The organism is Evansella tamaricis (assembly GCF_019042215.1).
In the GTDB taxonomy this organism is placed as follows: domain Bacteria; phylum Bacillota; class Bacilli; order Bacillales; family Salisediminibacteriaceae; genus Evansella; species Evansella tamaricis.
Window position 1 is genome coordinate 1 of sequence record NZ_JAHQCS010000121.1, and the last position, 19,637, is coordinate 19,637.

Below are 19,637 nucleotides of genomic sequence, written 5' to 3' on the forward strand. Positions count from 1 at the left end.
GCTACGGGGCACTTCGGAAGTGACAACCGAAGTCAAAGATCGGACTTCTAGCTACTTCTTCGAATTCGCTGTCCAACGAGCGTTTACTTCACGAGGATGCTTCGAGTTGCCTCGACGGACAGGACGTCCTAATATCGGGCATGCCACAGGACGTGGCGCTTTGCCCGATGGACGGATAAACTTCAGAGCGATGCTTGTAGAGAAAGAGGCACTGCCCTACGCTCGTGACCATAGGCGCTTGCGCTTTTCTTATTTCACTTTAATTGGTATCATTAACTCATTCATTCTTGACCCATCCTTTGCACTTTCCTCGAATAATATAAGGGTTAAAGAATTGTTCGATACCTTATCAATGTCAATGATAATCTCAAACTCTCCCCATTCCGGGGCCCCATCGCTTGCATTTGTAGAACCACTCTCCAGGATGTAATGACCATCCTCCAATTCGTAATGAAACGTTGCTTCATAAACTCTAGCAAGCCCACTCACAATCACCTGGTTTGCCACTTCTTCATGTGGAGGAGGGCTGAAAATCTTAAAAGCTTTGTTTTCTGCAACTACTTGATCTTCTTCTGGATCTTTAGCTGTGTTGTCTTCATTCATCACTTTTAACGGGATACTTATCTCATTTTGTCTCGAGCCATCCTTTGCACTTTCTTCATATAGTATAAGGGTTACGTAACCATTTGGTACTTCCCCTAAATCTATTATTATGTCAAACTCACCCCATTCCGGTGTCCCATCACTAGTGGTCGTGAATCCACTATCAAATAGGTAATGACCATCTTCCAGTTCATAATGCACTGTTCCTTCGAATACTCGTGCAAATCCATGGACAATCACTTGATTTTCCACTTCCGTGTTGGGATCAGGAGAATAAATTTTAAAGGCCTCATTCTCTGCGACAAACCCTTGATCGAATTCATCCTTCACCACATCTAACGAGATAGTTAATTCATTCTGTCTGGATCTATCCTTTACGCTTTCTTCATAAAGGAAAAGAGTAATGGTGCCATTTGGAACTTCCTTAATGTCTATTGTTAGCTCAAACTCACCCCAATCAGGTGCTCCGCTACTTGCAGTAGTATAACCACTATCATATATAAAGTGACCATCTTCCACTTCATAAAATATGGTTCCTTCATGAACCATTGCTAAACCTTGAACAACTATCCTATCCTCTACTACGGTGTGAGGAGCTGGTTCAAAAATCTTAAATGCATCATTTTCGATCACTACTTTTCTCGGATCAGGAATTAAGTCCTCGTTCTCCTCTGCAACAGTGGTGTCCTTACTTCCAATCGTATCTTCTTTCTCTGCTAAATCTGAACTATTATTAGTTAGGGATTCCATTGGTTCATGATTGCACGCAGTGAAAACTAATATTGAGGAAACTACGATTATCCAACCGTTAATAAGACCTTTCATGTTAATAAACCTCCTATTTTAGTCTAAATAGGAAAAACAATATTCTATTCTTTTGGTTATATCATTAAATTCAAGTTAAAATTACATTCTTAGATGCATTATTTGCTGAGGAAGTTATCTGGATACATCTCTTGTTGACGAGACTTTAACAACGAATTGTTCTTCCTTTATCTTATAAGACGGGAATAATCAAAATAAGTAACACCCATTTTCATCATATTGCACCTCAAGTTCTTTTCTGTATAACAAAAACCACCTCTTTTTATGTATAATAAAGAGGTGGTTTTTGGTTTTGTTCTCTTATTTCAATTTTACCGGAGTGCAGACGGCATATAGATTCTCCGTTGGTACCGACACTTCTACTTTAACCACTTTATACCCGTTACTTCCAGTCTGAAAATCTTTCCTGGTTAATGTTATTCCTTGATAATCCTTCATTGTTCAAAGTTCCTCCCTGAAAAATAATCTCACACAGAAGTTAATATATGAGCCTTTGGAAATTGGGTGCAAGTCTATTTCTTGGATGATCAAATTACTTAGTTAACATGTTATCACTTTAAGGATTAACAAAAAGTAAATTGAGAATAACATCAAAATACATCTTATTGGATGATCCAGTGGGTATTTTTTACTCCTATTACGTTTGAGATCATCCCTTCCTCCTCTAATATGGTGGTAAGAAATAAAAGGACCAAAGAAGAATTCTTTTCCTCTTGGTCCTCTTTTAAAGATTTATAATATCTGTTTCAATTAATTCTAAACTTAGTCCCGTTAGCGTACTCTATATCAAGCTCCAATGACTTTACATCTTTTGGATTAATTGCTGTGACTTCTAAAATATGAGTCACGATCGCTTTTTCTTTCATGCCTTCCATTAATTTTATTTGAGATAGAATTTTTTCCATCTCTTTAACCGCTTCAGCACCAGTTATTTCTTCATCCCCACGTTCAATCTCTGCGGTAACTTTTTTCTTTTCTTTGACATATTCCCATTCCATCTCCAGATCATTTACATCAACAATTTCTAATTCAAATTTAATTATTTCTTCTAACACTTTTGATTTTACTTTATTAATTTCTTGTTCCTCTTTTGATACATTTCCCCGTTCATTAGTATTCACATTCTGATCATACCCTTGATTCCAACCAACTAACAACCCACTTACTAGTAGTACACCTAAAACCAAACTTAAATACCTTTTAATTCCCATCGTTTCTTCCTCCTATGTAGCCTGTTTATATTATCAGGCAGTAATTAAACATTAATAAGATAACCTTGAAAAAATCTTTTATACGAAAAAGATATCGCCAATTTATGAGGGCACTGAAAAAGTGATTTTACACTTTAATGTGACCCCCAATTTATATAATGGAAACAAACAAGGCATGGGATAATCCCACGCCTTGCTTAAAGTGATGACAATTATTTTACTGAAGTGGAATAACTAACTGAGAACCTATCGTTAACTCATATGGGTCAACATTAGGGTTTGCATCTTGTAAATCCTCTACAGATACACCGTCATAAACACTGGCTATTTCAAAGAAAGTGTTTCCTGGTTGTACCGTGTGGTAAAGATAGTCTTCTCCTTCTTCTCTATCATAGGATACAACAGCAAGTTCTGATCCAATAGTTAGAGAGTATGGGTCAATTCCTGGATTTAACTCCAATAAATCATCCACTGTCACACCGTCGTGGACGGATGCAATACTTGACAACGTATTACCAGGTTGAATAACGTGGGTAACCGTTTCACCATCAAAACTGTCTTCACCGTTCACTGGTATTATGATTTCAGCTCCAACGGGAATTTCTAATGGATCATAATTATTGGCCTCCACAATCTCTTCCGTTGAAAGTTCATCATAGTCTTGTGCTATTCCCCAAAACGTATCACCCGATTCCACTGTTACTGAGGATTGAGCAGAGATGCTTGATGTTCCAACCAATAGTCCAAGACCTACTACAGGTGCTATAATTTTTGTTGTCTTTTTCATCTTTAACTCCTCCTTTTTTAGTAACGGTACAGTACTCCCATTCCTTTTCATAACAATATTAAACATATTTCTTCAAAGAACTTCAAATTTTATTATTTTAATTACATTCTTCATGAGCCAAATTAACTCTTCTCCTTTAGAGGTAAAACTATTAAAATTCTTATAAAAGGGTATAATGGAAGTATATTAAAGCTAAGGAGGGTATTATGAAAGATAACATCAGTTCTACTGATTTAACCTCTATTCAAGTCGCATTATATACCATTAACAGACATGCCAAAACAGCACTTGATTCTTCTGAATTATATTATTTAAAAAGGAAATCATTAAAAAAACTCGAGACACAGAATCTTGCAGAGAAAGTATGTCGAGAGTATAGTACAAATCCAAGTAAAGGATTACAAAGTTCTGTCGTCCTTGTTAAAGTTGGAACTCCTGAAAGTGAATATCAGTTTTATTTTCATACGATAGCCGAAAAAGGTGATTCCCAACTCAAACACACCGGTAAAATAAACAATGACCTCAAGAATCCCCGCATCCACATGAGACTAGATGCTGCAAAAACTATTCTCTATAATTTCCTGGGCGAGTCTCCACAGAAAAAAAGAAATAAAAAGCCCGTATACAATCAAAATATATTTGTCTCATCCTATTTGGATGGTAGAAAAAGATAGTCATTCTCGATCCATTTACTTGTTGACTACGCCCAAGTCCTTCTAAAAAACCACCTGTCCCCAACTTGCTGATACTTCATCGTGGGCAGGTACTTCCAAATTTCCTTCATAAAAAGACTGCCCCCATATTCAAGATTCAAAAGATTCTTGTGGGGACAGTCTTTACTCACTATTTGATTAACTTATTCCATTTCAACAATAACCTTGTGAACTTGTCCATCGTTAAAGATTGGGGCTTTGTTTCCTTGAATGACTTCCCCATCAACAGAGATTGATTTCACTCCCTTATTAATATGGTTTTTGTTCCTAACCTCAATTTCATAGGTAGCATTTCGGAAATATTTTGTTGCTTTAAAACCATCCCATTCCTTTGGTATACAAGGATTGATAATTAGCCCATCATAGGCTGCCATAATACCTAGAATATACTTTGTACCAGCCTGATACATCCATGAAGATGTACCAGAAAGCCATGAGTTCCTTCCTAAACCAAACTGAGGATGCTCATCTCCCAGAATGTTTTGGGGATACACATATGGCTCAATCTCATACTCATCAATCTTATCGTTTTTATAAACAGGATTTACTTGAGAATAATATTCAAATGCCCTGTCTCCATTTCCTACTATAGTTTCTGCTATCATTGCCCAAGGATTGGTGTGTAGGAATATACCTCCATTTTCCTTCGCTCCTGGAGGGTATGTCGTAATACCACCCTTATCAGGGTCAAAACCGTTGAAACCTGGAGCACTTAGTTTAATCCCATTTTTCGTATTAAGAATTCTGTAAACAGAATCTAAAGCGGTTTTGGCCCGATCCTCTGTTGCGAAGCCAGCGATTGTTGCCCAAGTTTGTCCATTGACATAAATTTGACCGTGCTCGTTTTTGTGGGATCCTAAAGGTTCTCCATTATAATCAAAGTAACGGATATACCATTCTCCATCCCAGCCAACGTTATTTACTACTTCTTTCATCTCAGCATACCAAGTTTCATAAGTATCTGCAGATTCTTTGTCTCCCATAAAGGTCATTAACTCAATTAATTCTTGTAATGCTTTCCCGTACAAATGTGCATTAATAAAAGACTCAGCACCAGTCGGCAAGTTTATCGTATCATTCCAGTCTGCAAATCCCAAGAGTGGTAAACCATGAGCACCAGTATCGTTCTTGGTGAATTCAACTGATCTCCTTATATGTTCAAGAACGGTACCGCTTTCGATTGTGTTGCCAGAAGTATCCTTATCATAAAAAGGAATGACTTTATTTAAGAAATCTGTATTTCCAGTCTCTTTCACATATGAACAAACAGATTGAACAATCCACAAATGATCGTCACCATAATAATCTGGTCTGTCTGGCCTTTCTCTAGAATCCCCTTCATTCGCTTCCATCGTTGAAGCGAAAAATTGGTGCATGGCAGATCCATCTCTTTTTTGTGTATGCAGTAATTTTTCAATTAATTCTCGTGCATCTTCAGGATAGTTTGGTATAACGCCTAATACATCTTGAGAGCTATCTCTAAATCCTATACCACGTCCTCCAAAACCAAGTTGATATAAGGACAGATCCCTTGACCAGTTTTTTGTAATGTAGCACTGTCTTGGATTGTGAATATTAAGTAATGTGTTCATCTGTTCATCAGGAGTTTCAACTTGCAGTTTGGATAAATATGTTTCCCAGAAACTTGCTAAATTGTTGAAAGCATCATCTACATTTTTCTCATTTCTATACTTTTGAATTGCAGCTTTTTCCTCTGAAATATTGCTACCTTGTCCTAGCTGAGTAATAATTCTCTTCTGTTCCCCTGGTGCAAGTTCCCCTAAATGATGCATTAGAGCGGCTATGTTATCTCCTCGATGGGATTCATAGTTACTTAATTCATCTTTTAGTAGACTCTGTGGTTTTGCCCAAGTCCCAAACTCATTTTCACCTAAAAAAAGTTTACGATCAGATTCAAAAGAAGAAACTGGATAATTCGAAGTAAAGTAATTTATTCTTGTATCTCGATTCATAAAGGCATATTGAGTTAAAACCTTTAAGCCATCATTTTCCTCCACGAGTCTTGATTGCATCGTTTGAGGAACCCAGTCCGCATTTGTAAACTGTTTTAATGCATCAAAATGGGTATATTCCACAACAGGGATAATATCCAATTCTACATGAGTTTTCCTTAAGTTGGTTACAGTAATATCTCTAATAAGTCTTGGTTCATTATCAGGTACAAAAACAGTTACTTCTGTTCTAATCCCATGGATTTCAGAGACGTATTTGGAGTAACCCAATCCTACTCTGCACTCATAAAGATCATATTTATCAAGAGTAGGAACAAAGTAAGGAGAAAAAATTGTGTAACTATCGTTTTCCTTCACTCTTATGTAAGTTGTCTCTCCATTAAATTCATAGTTAGGAAGCTGAGGTAAGTATTTCACAATTCTATTTAAAGCTGGGTCTCCTTTACATATCAATGAACCACCTGTCTGATCCACAAATCCTCCAAATTTCAGATTTCCAACATAGTTAATCCACTTAGTCGGTGTTTTAGGATTTGTAATAACGTATTCTTTCGTTTCATCATTAAAATAACCGTACTTCATTTTAAACCTCCTTCTTAGATTTCCTAATTTTGTATGCGCTAACAACACTTACATGTTAAGTATATTACAGTATTTTTAGAATACAAGTTATGTTTTAAATGTTCTTTAAACATTCAAAAACGAACTAAAAGTAGTTTTCACATTTCTAAAACATGTATGATGTATAAAGAGCATGAGAAAATCTCATGCTCTAAGCCATGTGTATTTAGTTATTGGAGGTGTGAAAAAACTTTACTTCGTGCCGCCAAACTGTTGCTCAGCAGTTTGTACTAAACGTTTCGTAATTTCTCCACCAACAGATCCGTTAGCACGGGATGTAGCATCAGCACCCAATTGAACTCCGAATTCTTGCGCAATTTCATACTTCATTTGATCTAGAGCTTGCTGTACTCCAGGTACTAAAAGTTGATTGTTATTTGCCACTTTGAATTCCTCCTTTCAATTGTATACCGTTATTGTTCAGCAAAATAAGATAAATATGTGATCAAAATAAAGAAAGTCAAACGTAATATTTTCCAACCCGCCTTCTCTATCACTGTGACCAAAGATAAGTAAAAAGAATTATTTTCAGTTAAGATACATAATTTTCCAACGATTGAGGCACACTAAGAAAAAAAGGGTGTGCTTGCATTTGAAATGGATATTCACATTTACATTTAAACTGCTCTCTTCTATTGACAATACAGGTTACGTAATGAAAATGTATTTAAAGTGGTATATCCTGTACCACCGAAATTACTCTTTCTCTTTTTCCTTTCATTATTTTGGTGCGGTTATATACTTGGTTTAACCTATTTTATCCAGTGCTCTATTCACTTTCCGATTTTTTGAATTGCCTCTAACAATGCCTCTGTTCCAAAGTATAAACACTCCACCGGAATTCGTTCGTCTTCAGCATGAATGTTCTTGATAAAGTTAAAGTCAGAAGGAAGGTTCATAGGTGTAAAACCATATGTTTGGATTCCAAGACTTGAAAAAAACCGTCCGTCTGTAACACCTGGCAATACAAATGGAATTGGTTTTGCTTTTTTATCTTTCATTTTTAAAATCTGTGCAAGTGTATTAAAGTGTGTCATATCCGGTTCTGTTTTTACAATATCAGAACGAATAAACTCAATCTCAACAGAATCATCATTTATTAATTCCTTTAACTCCTTTTCAAATTCCCCTTCCGTAAACCCTGGCAGAATTCTGCCATCCACCTCTAAGGTAATTTCACTAGGTATTACATTAATTTTATCACTGGCATGAATGACAGTGGGAGAGGCGGTGTGGTGAAGCAGACTGCTAAATGTGTTACCCTTATCCCCCATTAGTTTCAAAATTCTATCTGTCCGTTTCGGATTTAGTAATTGTTTTAATACAATTCTTTTAGGTAATGGAAATTCCTTTGTTATAGCTTGAATCATCTCGTTGACGACAGGTGTGATGTGGACCGGGAGCGGTTGATTCAGTTTGTCCAGTACTTGTGACAACTTCATCATCGCACCACCTTTTACTGGCATCGATCCATGTCCTCCCTGACCTCTTACTGTTAATTTAACCCAACTGGATTGTTTTTCGGCCACCATAATAGGATAAAAACGGTTTTTCTCCAACTCCATTGGAAAGCCACCGAACTCCCCTAATGCATATTTCACTCCAGCGAATAAGTGAGGATGTTCTTCGACCAAATACTTAGCCCCATAATTTCCCCCATTTTCCTCATCACTTACTACTACTAATAAGACATCACCAGGTAAAGAAACGTTTTCCACTTTTGCCTTTAGAAGTGCTGCAATCATCATCGCAACCCCGCTCTTCATGTCAAGGGCACCCCTCCCCCATACATAACCGTCAATGATATCACCTGAAAACGGGGGATGTGTCCATTTTTGATTTTCAGTTGTCACAACATCCACATGCCCGTACATCATAAGGGGAGGAGCATCTCCATTTCCTTTTAATCTGGCAATTAAATTTGGCCTGTCCTCATGGAGAAATACTACTTCGGAAGGAATATCGTATTCTGTTAATAAGTCTTTAATATATTCCACACAAGCTTTTTCATGTCCTGGAGGGTTAGTGGTATTAAATTGAATCAGTTTTTGAAGAATAGCTTCTGGTTTTTCATGTATTGTCTTGTCCATTACCTTTTCCTTTCTAGGCTTTTATTATTTTTTTGTCCAAATATATGGAAACGAGAACCGTGATTAAAATAGCAACAAATATATTTTTCAGTGCACCAATGGGTGAGAGCATGATGCTGAGGGCTACTGCCAATCCAATCACAGCATACCTTGGCTTTTTGATGGCAAACTGACCAAGTATCCCCCCGAAAATGGCGGGTAAGATATACTGGAGCATTGATTGTGCCTCTTCTGGCAACACCGAGAGAAGGTAAGATCCTCCAAAAATAATCGGAATTAAGATAACGATATTCATCAGAGATGCTGCTCCGATCCCCAGTGTGGCAGCCACCTCCCCTTTCTTAGTTCCAGGTTCCGCTCCTATAGCATGCTGTGCAGCCGCAGCAGAAGGCAGACACATATTGGAGATGTTCCCAGTCAAAAAAGCTAAATATGTACCAGAAACTCCGAGAGTGGGGAAGTATAAAATCGGCTCCATCGTCCAAGCTAACCCCATCAATGCCGCATAGGCAATATACGCTGCAATAATTGGTCCCCATCCTGGATGAAAACCGAGAATAAACGATAGGTACAGGGGAAGAAGAACGGACAAAATAATGACCATCCAAATCGTTAACCGTCCCCAAAGGTGGGCCTGATCATAATAAGCATCCATTCCTTGAACAGCTTTTTTTTCTTTTAGATTCGTTTCTTCGTTAATAGTCATTGGATGGAACCCTCCTTATATTATTGTGACAACATATCCCACAAGTAAACCAGCAAGGATGGCCAGTCCTAGTGACCATTCCTTTAACCAAGTTATATTTTTCTCATTTGCAATTCGCATCATGATGATCATCGACAATCCAGCACCAATAGCTACAAAAGTATGGACATGTCCTTTTACCACTTCACCACTTACAAAGAAGCTAAATGCTCCAATTAATGCTGCAGTTGTGACTGCGATTATCATCTTACTGCCACTTTTACTTTTGCCTGTAATTTTTTTCTCCGCACGTCCAAATGATTTTGTGAATGTTGCCACAACGAAAAGTCCGGTGGCTCCTCCAAGACATAGCGTCCAAACAACTGTTGTTAATGCCTGTGGGGAAAAACTAGATGATCCTAACTCCACACCGTAAGCATCAGCACCGATGCTCGCCCCTAACGCTTCAATTGGAGCTGATCCAATAATCCCAATTCTCATCAGTGTTAATGGATCCCCTAAAAATGTAATAAGGGAAATGGCGATAACCATGATCGCAAGGGATGGACCGATGGCACTTATAGCTCCTGTTTTTAATGCGCTCCTTACTTCGGTAGGACTCATCCCAACAGCGCTACTTGCTCGTGAAGCTAATCGAATGAAAAGCAACCCCTGTGTAACTACTAATCCAATGATCAAAAGTGCAAATATCCAAATGACCCCGCTGTTTGCAACTTCCATAACATCACGCAATGTTGTTCCCCCCTTTTATGTTATTTACAAATCTCCGATATCCATGCTTGCTGTATTTGATTAAAAATTTGTATTAGTAATACTATAGCATCAATATTCTGAAAAATCTTTATTAATTTAATTGAATGGGATTTAGTTTCTTACCTAAAGCAATACAAAAAAATCCACATGTTGCAATTCCCATAATATAGTTTCTTACAATAGTATTTAAAAGAAAGGAATATAAAATTAGATTGAATCCATATCAATATTCTTTGAATCTTCAATATTGATTTGCTGATAGTATGGTATGTTATAGAGAGTATGTTATAAAGAGTATGTTATAAAGAGTATTAATAAGTTGTTAAAGACAGAAAGGAATACTTCCTAGATACATAAGTATGTGATTTAAATAGATTAGGATGGTGAGGAGAAATGAAAGCGATAACTGTACAAGATGTAGTAAATAAGTTCTCATTAAAAGTGTTAGCGGGAGAAAAACATTTACAGAGAAAAGTGACAAAGACAAGGGTACATCGGCCGGGCCTGGAGTTTGTTGGTTATTTTGATTTTTTCCCAACAGAGCGCGTACAGACCCTAGGGAAAAAGGAAGTGACATATTTACATAAATTAAGTAAGGAAGAACGAAAAACGCGAATCGGTAATATTGTTCATTATCATCCACCATGTTTTATCGTAACAGCAGAGGAAGATGGGCTTACGTACTTAACACGGCATTGTATCGAGGAGAAAATTCCATTGTTAATCACACAACAACCAGAATCCACTTCTGAATTTATATCTAAATTAGAGTCGTATCTGTCTAATGTACTGGCACCTGAAATATCGATACATGGTGTTTGTGTTAATGTTTCAGGAATTGGAATTTTGCTTAGGGGAAAGTCAGGTGTTGGTAAAAGTGAAACAGCTCATACATTAATTCTTAGGGGTCACCGTTTGGTTGCTGATGATGTTGTGGTTCTCAAAAAAATCAGTCCACAAACCATTCTTGGTACACATGATGAAAAGACGAAAGAGTTTTTGGCTCTGCGAAGTATCGGTTTATTAAATGTTGTCCGTTTATATGGAAGAAAATCATTTCAGGATGAAACGCCTATCTCCCTTGATATCCTTTTAACGAAATGGGAAAAAGACGCATTGAATAATGAATTAGACCATGAACCTCAATTTGTGGAGTATATGGGAGTCAGTATTCCGACTCTGGAGATACAAGTCCAGCCTGGACGTGATGTGGCGGAGTTAATTGAAGCCGCTGTTCATAATTGGATTTTAAAGAAACAGGGCTACAGTGCCGCCGAAGAATTTATGCGCCGAATTGAAGGCAATGTGGAATAATGGTTTGTGAGAATAATTTATCTTCAGAACATCCAAAATATGTTTGGGAAATTATTTTGATTTTAATGGAGGTGCAATTGTGAGTAAACGTTCGAAATCGAAACGTAATATGATTAAAAGTAAGGATGCGGCACAGCCTAATAACGGAAAAGAACGGACTACAATTTCCAGAGCTGGTAAACTTGAAGGTCGTGAAGAATAGTATAAGTAATAGTCAAGTCCCTCTCAGGAGGGATTTTTCTATGAAGGGCAGAATTTATAAGTACGTGCTTTGGCATCTTCTAGATGTTATCTTGCTCTTGCGACGAGTATTGCTGCTCCAATTTTACACCAACACTAGCAGAATACATAAGAATTTAAAAAATTCATAAATGTATAAAACCTCGAAATGACATGATTTACATATATCTTACGAACCCCACAATAATTATAAGCATTGCAAAACTCCATCCTCTCCACTGGCATTCACTTCAAGTGTCACAACAATGAGTACTCCCGCCACTTAATTTCTAACAAAATTTGAGGCGGGAGTTTCGAAAAAGCTGTGGTATAATTAAACAATCTTTTTCGTTTATGATGTTTGGAGGTGTCTCTTTGGATCCGTTAGATATTCTCTTAAATAAAGAGCAAATTGTTCCTTATTATCAACCTATCATCAGTGCGGATAAACAGATGGTTGTGGGTTATGAGGTGTTTTCAAGAATGATTACAAAGGATGGTCCGTTAAGTCTTGGGGCGTTTTTTAATGATGATACTATTCCGGAAGAATACCGTGATGAGATTGATGACCATGTTCAGACGCTTGCGTTGGAGCAGTTCCTTGACTATCCAGATCTCTATCTCGTACTGAACATGAATGTACACTCGCTGTTACAGGATAATGGAGAGCGATTTATGGATAAATTGTTTACCTATCAAAACAAAGGTCTTTCCATAAAGCGGGTTGTTTTGGAAATCAAAGAAAAGGACTATACATCAAATTATACTGATTTAAAGCACTTGATTACATATATTCAAAGTACAGGTGTTAATATTGCTATTGGTGAAGTTGGTATTTCATCGAGCAATCTGGAGCGTTTGGCAAATCTCAATCCGAATATTGTCAAGGTAAATGTGGGATTCTTGGAGGGAGATACGTTTCCTGAACTTTATCGGGATGTTCTCTATTCATTATCCCTATTAACTCGAAAGCTTGGGTCTACGTTAATGTTCGAAGGAATTGATAAGTATACGAAGCTTAATTTCGCTTGGAGAAATGGAGCAAGGTATTATCAGGGGTTTTATTTAGGAAGCCCGAAACCTACATTTGTGGATGCTAATTTTTGTAAAGAGACGATCAAGAAAGAATTTCACCGTTTTATTGAACATGAACGGATAAAAATCGAAGCACAGCTCTTGTTAACGGAAAAACTAAGTACTGCATTGAAGAATACGTTAAAATCTATTAATATTGACCATAATTTTGATGAGGTTGTACTTACGATTGCCAAGGCACTGTCATCGTTTACTTTCCGAGTATACATTTGCGATCATGATGGGTTTCAACTTTCTTCCAATGCCCAAAAGTCAACTGAAGGTTCCTCATGGGAACTTGTAAAAGATACTCGCCAAAAAAACTGGAGTTGGCGACCATACTTTATTGAAAATATTGTAAGAATGGACTTTGAAAAACGGGGTATTCTGTCTGATTTGTATACAGATATTGAAAAGGATGAAATGATACGTACGTATTCATATCCCCTCGAGGATGGATCGTATTTATTTATTGATATTCCATATTCGTATTTATTTGAGCAAAATGGCTTGCTTTGATATTAGCTAGGTAGCATATGTGAGGCTGGGTTAGATGTATCCCAGCCTCTTTTTAGTGCTTCTCCCCTGTTAGGAGAGGATCTAGGGATATTTGTTTACATTCTGACTTCATATATTATGACCTAATACTAGTAACACATGACATATGTCAATTGTAATTCGATTTTTCAATTGATACGATTGATTCGTATAGAAATATTAGTTTACTACTGATGAAATGAGGGAGAGTTAATGATGTTACCACAACTGAACATTGCACATATGAAGCCAAGACTGCCAATTATCCAAGGGGGAATGGGTGTTGGCATATCCTTAAGCGGTCTGGCCTCAGCAGTTGCAAATGCCGGGGGAATAGGAATCATTTCCGGTACAGGAATTCCTATTGATGAAATGAGGGGACATATTAGAAAGGCTCGGGAACTAACGAATGGAATTGGGTATATTGGTGTAAATGTCCTTTATGCAATGACAAACTTTGCTGAAACAATGAAAGCAGCAATGGAAGAACAGGTTGATTTTATTATTTCAGGGGCCGGAATTTCGCGAGATATGTATTCTTGGGGAAAAGAATATAATATTCCGGTTATCTCGATCGTTTCATCCGCAAAACTTGCAAAAATGTCACAGAGGCTTGGTGCATCTGCAGTAGTTGTAGAGGGTTTTGAAGCTGGTGGTCACTTGGGGACAGAGCGTCCTCTTTTTGACATATTACCGGAAGTCGTAGAAGCGGTAGATATCCCAGTCATTGCTGCAGGTGGAATTATTGATGGGACAGATGTCAAAAGGGCGATTGAAATGGGTGCTTCGGGTGTACAAATGGGTTCTAGGTTTGTTGCTAGTCTTGAGTGTGATGCTCCGCTTACGTTTAAAGAAAAATATATTAACAGTAAAAAAGGTGATACAACACTTATTCAATCTGTCGTTGGCTTACAAGGGCGTGCAATTAGAAATGCATTCACTGATAGAATAAGTGACGATAAAAAAGTAAAGATTGCTAAGTGCTACTCATGCCTTAAGAAATGCTCTCATCGTTTTTGTATCTACGATTCATTATTGACATCCCGTGGCGGTGATGCCGAAGAAGGTCTTGTATTTAGTGGTTCGAGAGTAGACGAAATCAATGACATTCTTCCTGTTCAGACAATAATAGATAATATAATATCAGAGTATTCAAGAGTAGATACTAGCGTTTCATAATAGTCGGTATCGTTTCATGGTGATTTACATTTTAAAAACTTGCTTGTCACTTCCTTTGCCTGTTTCGCATCATACTATTTTAGCAGACGAAGTGACAAAGCACTTTTCGGATCATCAACATTCAAAACATAGTATTTTTTATGCACTATTTAGAACAAGTTAGCCGTTAAGCAGACTCATTTCGAGTTCTTTTAGGAGAATTGTCTTGAGTAGCACTCGGGCTTGGATCACGATTACGATCTAAATCAAGAATTAATTGTTTTATCTCCCTCAAGTCGTTCTTCAAATCCTCATTTTCTTTGTGAAGTTGTGCCATCTGTTCTTCCCGTTTCAGTTCATCATCCTGACCTAAGTAACTTAAGATTACAGCAACAACCAAGTTTAATATAACTAAAGCTCCGATTATAATAAATGAGACAAAATAAGCCCACGCCCAAGGAATTTCATGTATCACCGGCCTTGCCACCTGACTGGCCCACGATTCAAATGTGACAACCTGCATTAGAGTAAAGAGTGAGGTATGAAAACTCCCAAAGAATTCATATGGAAGAACCTCGCTGAAAAAGGTTGTTCCAATGATTGCATAAATCGAAAAGATTAACACAGACAGTCCTAATATCCCTGTTAACGCAGGAACTGATTTCATTAATGAATCAATAATCTTTCGTAAAGCTGGGATTGCCGGAATCATACGGATTAACCGTAATACCCGGATTAGTCTTAGGACACTAACAAATGGGGTACTGTAAAATATAATACTACTAGCCACTATCATGAAATCAAATAGATTCCATCGATCTTTAAAATACCCTTTTGCACCAAGTCCCACTAGTTTCAAAAGTAATTCTATGATAAACACCCAAACAATCAATCTATCAATTGTTAATAGAAACACGTTTCCTGTAAAGTATGTCTCTGACACGATAATTAATCCATTAAATAAAATAATTCCTACCACGATCGGTTGAAAATAGGAATGTTCAATAAGATTTCGGACTTTTATTCTTATCGAATGATTTATTGTGTTTTTTGCTGGATTTGTCATTGTAGTGATTCCATTCCCTTCTGTAATACGGTTCTATATTTAATAAAGGAATGATGTTTCTTCCTTAGGACATTATATCTTAAATTTATCATTAGTAAAATTATTATAGTGTAAAAGTTATTAAATGCACAGAGGTAGTACTTAAATTTTCTGCAATTTGTGCGACGGATAAAACAGCATGGTAATCCTTACAGAGAAAGAGAGTTGTAAATATCTATAAATCGTGATTAATATCAATATTAGCCCTTAACATTGCCTTTACTTTTATAAAAATTTCCAGAACGTACACAATAATAATTAATGGAACAGGTTTTATTAATTAAACTTGTTAATCATGAACATTATTGAAAGGATACTCCAACTATGATTACAGATATGCAATTAGTTTTTCTTATATTAATCATTACGACCGTTTGCTTTTTAATTCCAAGGTTTCGGGCCGATTTGGTGGCAACATGTGCTCTACTGGCACTGTTATTAACTGGGCTCGTCACCGTACCGGAAGCATTCGCTGGTTTTTCAAATAGTGTTGTTATTATGGTTGCTGCCCTTTTCATCGTTGGTGAAGGTGTCTTTCAAAGTGGGTTAGCAAAAAAAGCTGGGGATCTCCTTGTTAAGAAAACTGGTAATAAGGAATGGAAATTGACTGTTTTTATGCTCCTCTTAGTTGCGGTGTTAAGTGGTTTTATTAGTAATACTGGAACGGTCGCTATTTTGCTTCCTGTCGTGGTGAGTTTGTGCCGACAGATGCAAATTCACCCTGGGAAACTGCTGATTCCATTAGCCTTTGCTAGCAGTATGGGTGGCGCTTTAACGTTGATAGGAACTGCTCCAAACTTGATTGCAAGTCAAAGTTTGGCTGATTCCGGTTATGGTTCCCTCTCCTTTTTTGCTTTTACCCCAATAGGTCTCACGATGCTAATTATCGGTATTTTATACTTGTGGTTTATTGGTCGGAGAATGCTCGATAAACCTGTTGAGACTAAAACCGGCATGGTGACTAATTTTAATGCTGCAGAACTAGTGGAGCAATACAGAATTTCCAATTACATTCATACCTTGAAAACGCCAGAAGACAGCAGTATTGTTGGTCAATCGATAAAAGAGCTACAATTAGCTAGTACATATCATATCACTGTTTTGGAAGTAATAAAGGAAAAAAGTTCCACTTCTTTAAAGCGTTTTAGCAGTGGAAGACTAATTCATCCAATAACTGTGGGCCCTAGTTATATAGTCGAGAAAGGCGACATCTTTCTCATTTATGCAGAGAGGGATGCACTGAAGAAACTAACTGCTGATACTGGACTGATTCACCTTCTTGGAGAACCGCCTAAACTTGAAGAATCACATCTTGCAGAAGTAATTTTAACTCCACAATCACGGCTAATTAACCAGACGATACGAAATGTTAACTTTAGAGAGAAATATGGTTTAACAGTTCTCGCTTTAAAACACCAATTCACTGAGGCGAAAAAAGTGAATGCGGATGATCGATTACACTATGGGGATGCGATTTTAGTTCATGGAAAATGGAATGATATCAATTTGCTCTCCTCGGAGAAAAACGATACGGTCGTGTTAAAATCTGCTGCGGAGGATACTGACCTAGCTAATCAAACAAATAAAAGCTGGATTGCAGGGATCATTCTTATGGCAATGCTAATAGCCATGGTGCTTGAATGGGTTCCTGCTGTGGTATCTATTGCCGTTGCGGCAGTTCTCATGATTCTAACAGATTGTGTGAGGAATACAGATCAGGCTTACAAGGCGATTAATTGGCAGACAGTGGTACTGATAGCATGTATGTTACCGATGGCTACTGCTTTAGAAAAAACTGGTGGAGTTACATTTATGTCAGAAGGTCTCATTAACAGTTTAGGAGCATTAGGTCCCATTGCAGTACTTGCAGGTTTATACGGGATTACTTCTTTATTCAGTCAATTTATCAGTAATACAGCAACCGCCGTATTGTTGTTTCCTGTAGCTATTTTAACTGCAGAACAAATGAGTGTGAGCCCTATCCCAATGGTGATGGCTGTTGCCTTCTCCTCCAGTATGGCCTTTGCCACACCTGTTGCCACTCCACCGAATGCGATGGTTATGGCTGCAGGAAAATACACATTCCTTGATTTTGTTCGTGTGGGAATTCCTTTACAAATAGTAATTGCTGTTGTTGCTGTTTTATTATTACCGCTGTTTTTTCCCTTTTAATTTGCTTCCACTTAACGATAGAGGCTGGGTTAAAAGTGTTTTAATCAATAAAAATCCGTATGAAATGATAGTTGGTTCAATCATTAGCTACGAATATACTTCGCTATGATTGTGTGTTGTTCGGATTTTCGATTAAACACTTTCTTTTTGTCCCAGCCTCTTTCTGTTATTTTTTTTCCCTGGTTAATCATTTGAAGTTTCGGGTAACAAAATAATTAATAGGACATTTTAATCTACAAAAGAAGGGATCGTGTTTTATGTCAGATGTAAAAAATCCCAGTTTCACAGTTTCTATTATTCCAATTATAGCAATAGGAATTTTTCTTGGACTCAGTATATTTGTCTATGATGCAGAGCCACATATGGCTTTATTTTTAGGGGGAACGGTTGCGGTTATAGTAGCTTTAGCACTAGGTAATAGCTGGAAATCCATTGAAGATGGAATTACTGATGCTATCAAAACGGCCATCCCTGCTTTAATCATCATGCTTATTATAGGGATGATCATTGGTATATGGATTGCCAGTGGGGTCGTACCTGGTCTAATTTATTACAGCTTTGATTTTATGATTCCCTCTTTATTTTTGCCTGCAGTTTTAGTTTTTTGTAGTGTTGTAGCCATTGTAACAGGTAGTTCATGGACTACGGCAGGTACCGCTGGTGTTGCCTGTATTGCAATCGGGCAAGGAATGGGTGTACCAGTGGAAGCAATTGCTGGTGCTGTAGTATCGGGGTCCTTTTTTGGAGACAAGTTATCACCATTATCCGATTCAACAAACTTAAAACCTTCCATTGTTGGGGTAGAACTTTACGAACATATCAAACATATGCTTTACACTACCTTACCGGCATTTCTAGTAGGTCTCGTTTTTTTCTTCGTCCTTGGAATGTGGATGACTAGTGGACAGAATTCTAACGGTGATATTTATGAACTTCAAAGCTTATTAGGCGAGACATTTGTTTTTTCACCTTGGCTTATTTTACCCCCTGCAGCAGTCATTACAATGATTCTGTTCCGGATGCCGGCCATTCCTAGTCTGATTGTTGGTGTAATTCTTGGAAGTATAATGTATGTCTCCGTTCAAGGGGCTAATATGAATGACATGCTGCAAACTCTTTACGGAGGATACAGTATTGATACGGGTTCAGAAACAATGGACAATATTTTGTCCCAAGGTGGAATGTCTGATATGTACTCGATTATTGCATTAGCCATGATTGCACTTGGTTTTGGTGGTGTCATGAATAAATGTGGTATGCTGCACTCCATTGTCACAGGGATGATGCGTTTTGTTCGAAGTACTGGAAATTTAGTTTCAACTACCCTTACTTCAGGGATTTTTATCAATATTTTCAGCGCCAATCAATATTTGGCTGTTATTATTCCTGGACAAATGTTTAAGGAATCATTTGAGAAGAAGAATCTTCATCAAAAAAACCTTTCTAGAGCAATGGAAGGTAGCGGTACGTTAACAGCTCCCTTAATTCCATGGAACAGCAGTGGTATGTTTATGCTTTCCGTATTATCTGTCAGTCCAGTTGCTTTTGCTCCATATGCCATCGTTTGTTGGCTTACGCCAATTATTGTGGCAGCCTATGGATATTTAAATATAACAATGGACACTGACAAAGAGAATAAAAAGGAAGAAGTATCATAAAATATGCACTCGTCGTATTAACTCCATTATTTGACAGATAAACGTTCTCTGTTGGCTTTACTTCAGGATATACACATGGGGCGGACAACGCCTCATCCTTTCTTTAACTCGCCGGTCA

17 protein-coding genes are annotated in these 19,637 nt (G+C 37.4%); 7 read left to right on the forward strand and 10 right to left on the reverse strand.

Annotated features, from left to right (window positions below; translation table 11 throughout):
* Positions 1 to 249 precede the first annotated feature (249 nt).
* The 4 genes from KS419_RS14940 to KS419_RS14955 form a co-directional block, all read right to left on the reverse strand.
* Entirely contained in the window at positions 250 to 1,428 is a 1,179-nt protein-coding gene (locus KS419_RS14940; RefSeq protein WP_217067200.1) for a Gmad2 immunoglobulin-like domain-containing protein, read from the reverse strand.
* Positions 1,429 to 1,728: 300 nt separating this feature from the next.
* On the reverse strand, positions 1,729 to 1,866 hold the full coding sequence (locus KS419_RS14945) for a hypothetical protein (RefSeq protein WP_217067201.1): 138 nt from the start codon (positions 1,864 to 1,866) through the stop codon (positions 1,729 to 1,731).
* Between the two features lie 308 nt (positions 1,867 to 2,174).
* Positions 2,175 to 2,639: a YusW family protein gene (locus KS419_RS14950; RefSeq protein ID WP_217067202.1), complete on the reverse strand. Its 465-nt coding sequence runs from the start codon at positions 2,637 to 2,639 to the stop codon at positions 2,175 to 2,177.
* Positions 2,640 to 2,856: 217 nt separating this feature from the next.
* Positions 2,857 to 3,426, reverse strand: coding sequence for a LysM peptidoglycan-binding domain-containing protein (locus KS419_RS14955; protein WP_217067203.1), 570 nt, complete (start codon positions 3,424 to 3,426; stop codon positions 2,857 to 2,859).
* 206 nt (positions 3,427 to 3,632) lie between these two features.
* On the opposite strand from KS419_RS14955, the gene KS419_RS14960 reads away from it, so the two are divergent.
* Complete coding sequence (locus KS419_RS14960; RefSeq protein WP_217067204.1) at positions 3,633 to 4,100, forward strand: YkyB family protein; 468 nt, start codon at positions 3,633 to 3,635, stop codon at positions 4,098 to 4,100.
* 182 nt (positions 4,101 to 4,282) lie between these two features.
* On the opposite strand, the gene KS419_RS14965 is transcribed toward KS419_RS14960, so the two are convergent.
* The 5 genes from KS419_RS14965 to KS419_RS14985 form a co-directional block, all read right to left on the reverse strand.
* Positions 4,283 to 6,694 carry a glycoside hydrolase family 94 protein gene (locus KS419_RS14965; protein WP_217067205.1) on the reverse strand — a complete coding sequence of 804 codons (2,412 nt, stop codon included), beginning with the start codon at positions 6,692 to 6,694 and terminating at the stop codon, positions 4,283 to 4,285.
* Between the two features lie 231 nt (positions 6,695 to 6,925).
* Positions 6,926 to 7,117 carry an alpha/beta-type small acid-soluble spore protein gene (locus tag KS419_RS14970; protein WP_217067206.1) on the reverse strand — a complete coding sequence of 64 codons (192 nt, stop codon included), beginning with the start codon at positions 7,115 to 7,117 and terminating at the stop codon, positions 6,926 to 6,928.
* Between the two features lie 389 nt (positions 7,118 to 7,506).
* The gene (locus tag KS419_RS14975; RefSeq protein ID WP_217067207.1) at positions 7,507 to 8,823 is read right to left on the reverse strand and encodes a M20/M25/M40 family metallo-hydrolase; all 1,317 of its coding nucleotides are present in this window, start codon (positions 8,821 to 8,823) and stop codon (positions 7,507 to 7,509) included.
* A gap of 13 nt (positions 8,824 to 8,836) precedes the next feature.
* Positions 8,837 to 9,529, reverse strand: a complete 693-nt coding sequence (locus tag KS419_RS14980) for a small-conductance mechanosensitive channel (RefSeq protein WP_217067208.1) — start codon at positions 9,527 to 9,529, stop codon at positions 8,837 to 8,839.
* Between the two features lie 15 nt (positions 9,530 to 9,544).
* Positions 9,545 to 10,261, reverse strand: a complete 717-nt coding sequence (locus KS419_RS14985; RefSeq protein ID WP_217067209.1) for a DUF5058 family protein — start codon at positions 10,259 to 10,261, stop codon at positions 9,545 to 9,547.
* 414 nt (positions 10,262 to 10,675) lie between these two features.
* On the opposite strand from KS419_RS14985, the gene hprK reads away from it, so the two are divergent.
* The 4 genes from hprK to KS419_RS15000 all read left to right on the forward strand — a co-directional run bounded on the left by hprK (position 10,676) and on the right by KS419_RS15000 (position 14,605).
* Positions 10,676 to 11,596, forward strand: coding sequence for an HPr(Ser) kinase/phosphatase (gene hprK, locus KS419_RS14990; protein ID WP_217067210.1), 921 nt, complete (start codon positions 10,676 to 10,678; stop codon positions 11,594 to 11,596).
* Between the two features lie 79 nt (positions 11,597 to 11,675).
* Positions 11,676 to 11,798, forward strand: a complete 123-nt coding sequence (locus KS419_RS25270; protein ID WP_281419821.1) for a hypothetical protein — start codon at positions 11,676 to 11,678, stop codon at positions 11,796 to 11,798.
* 392 nt (positions 11,799 to 12,190) lie between these two features.
* Positions 12,191 to 13,408 (forward strand): EAL domain-containing protein, encoded by a 1,218-nt coding sequence (locus KS419_RS14995; RefSeq protein WP_217067211.1) that lies wholly within the window; start codon positions 12,191 to 12,193, stop codon positions 13,406 to 13,408.
* 231 nt (positions 13,409 to 13,639) lie between these two features.
* The gene (locus KS419_RS15000) at positions 13,640 to 14,605 is read left to right on the forward strand and encodes an NAD(P)H-dependent flavin oxidoreductase (protein ID WP_217067212.1); all 966 of its coding nucleotides are present in this window, start codon (positions 13,640 to 13,642) and stop codon (positions 14,603 to 14,605) included.
* 166 nt (positions 14,606 to 14,771) lie between these two features.
* On the opposite strand, the gene KS419_RS15005 is transcribed toward KS419_RS15000, so the two are convergent.
* The gene (locus tag KS419_RS15005; RefSeq protein ID WP_217067213.1) at positions 14,772 to 15,650 is read right to left on the reverse strand and encodes an ion transporter; all 879 of its coding nucleotides are present in this window, start codon (positions 15,648 to 15,650) and stop codon (positions 14,772 to 14,774) included.
* A gap of 363 nt (positions 15,651 to 16,013) precedes the next feature.
* Between KS419_RS15005 and KS419_RS15010 the strand changes: the two genes are divergently transcribed.
* Together KS419_RS15010 and nhaC are read left to right on the forward strand one after the other, a co-directional pair.
* Entirely contained in the window at positions 16,014 to 17,861 is a 1,848-nt protein-coding gene (locus KS419_RS15010) for an SLC13 family permease (RefSeq protein WP_217067214.1), read from the forward strand.
* A gap of 257 nt (positions 17,862 to 18,118) precedes the next feature.
* A complete protein-coding gene (nhaC, locus tag KS419_RS15015) occupies positions 18,119 to 19,519 on the forward strand; it encodes a Na+/H+ antiporter NhaC (RefSeq protein ID WP_217067215.1) in 1,401 nt (466 codons plus the stop codon).
* The last annotated feature ends 118 nt before the right edge of the window (positions 19,520 to 19,637 follow it).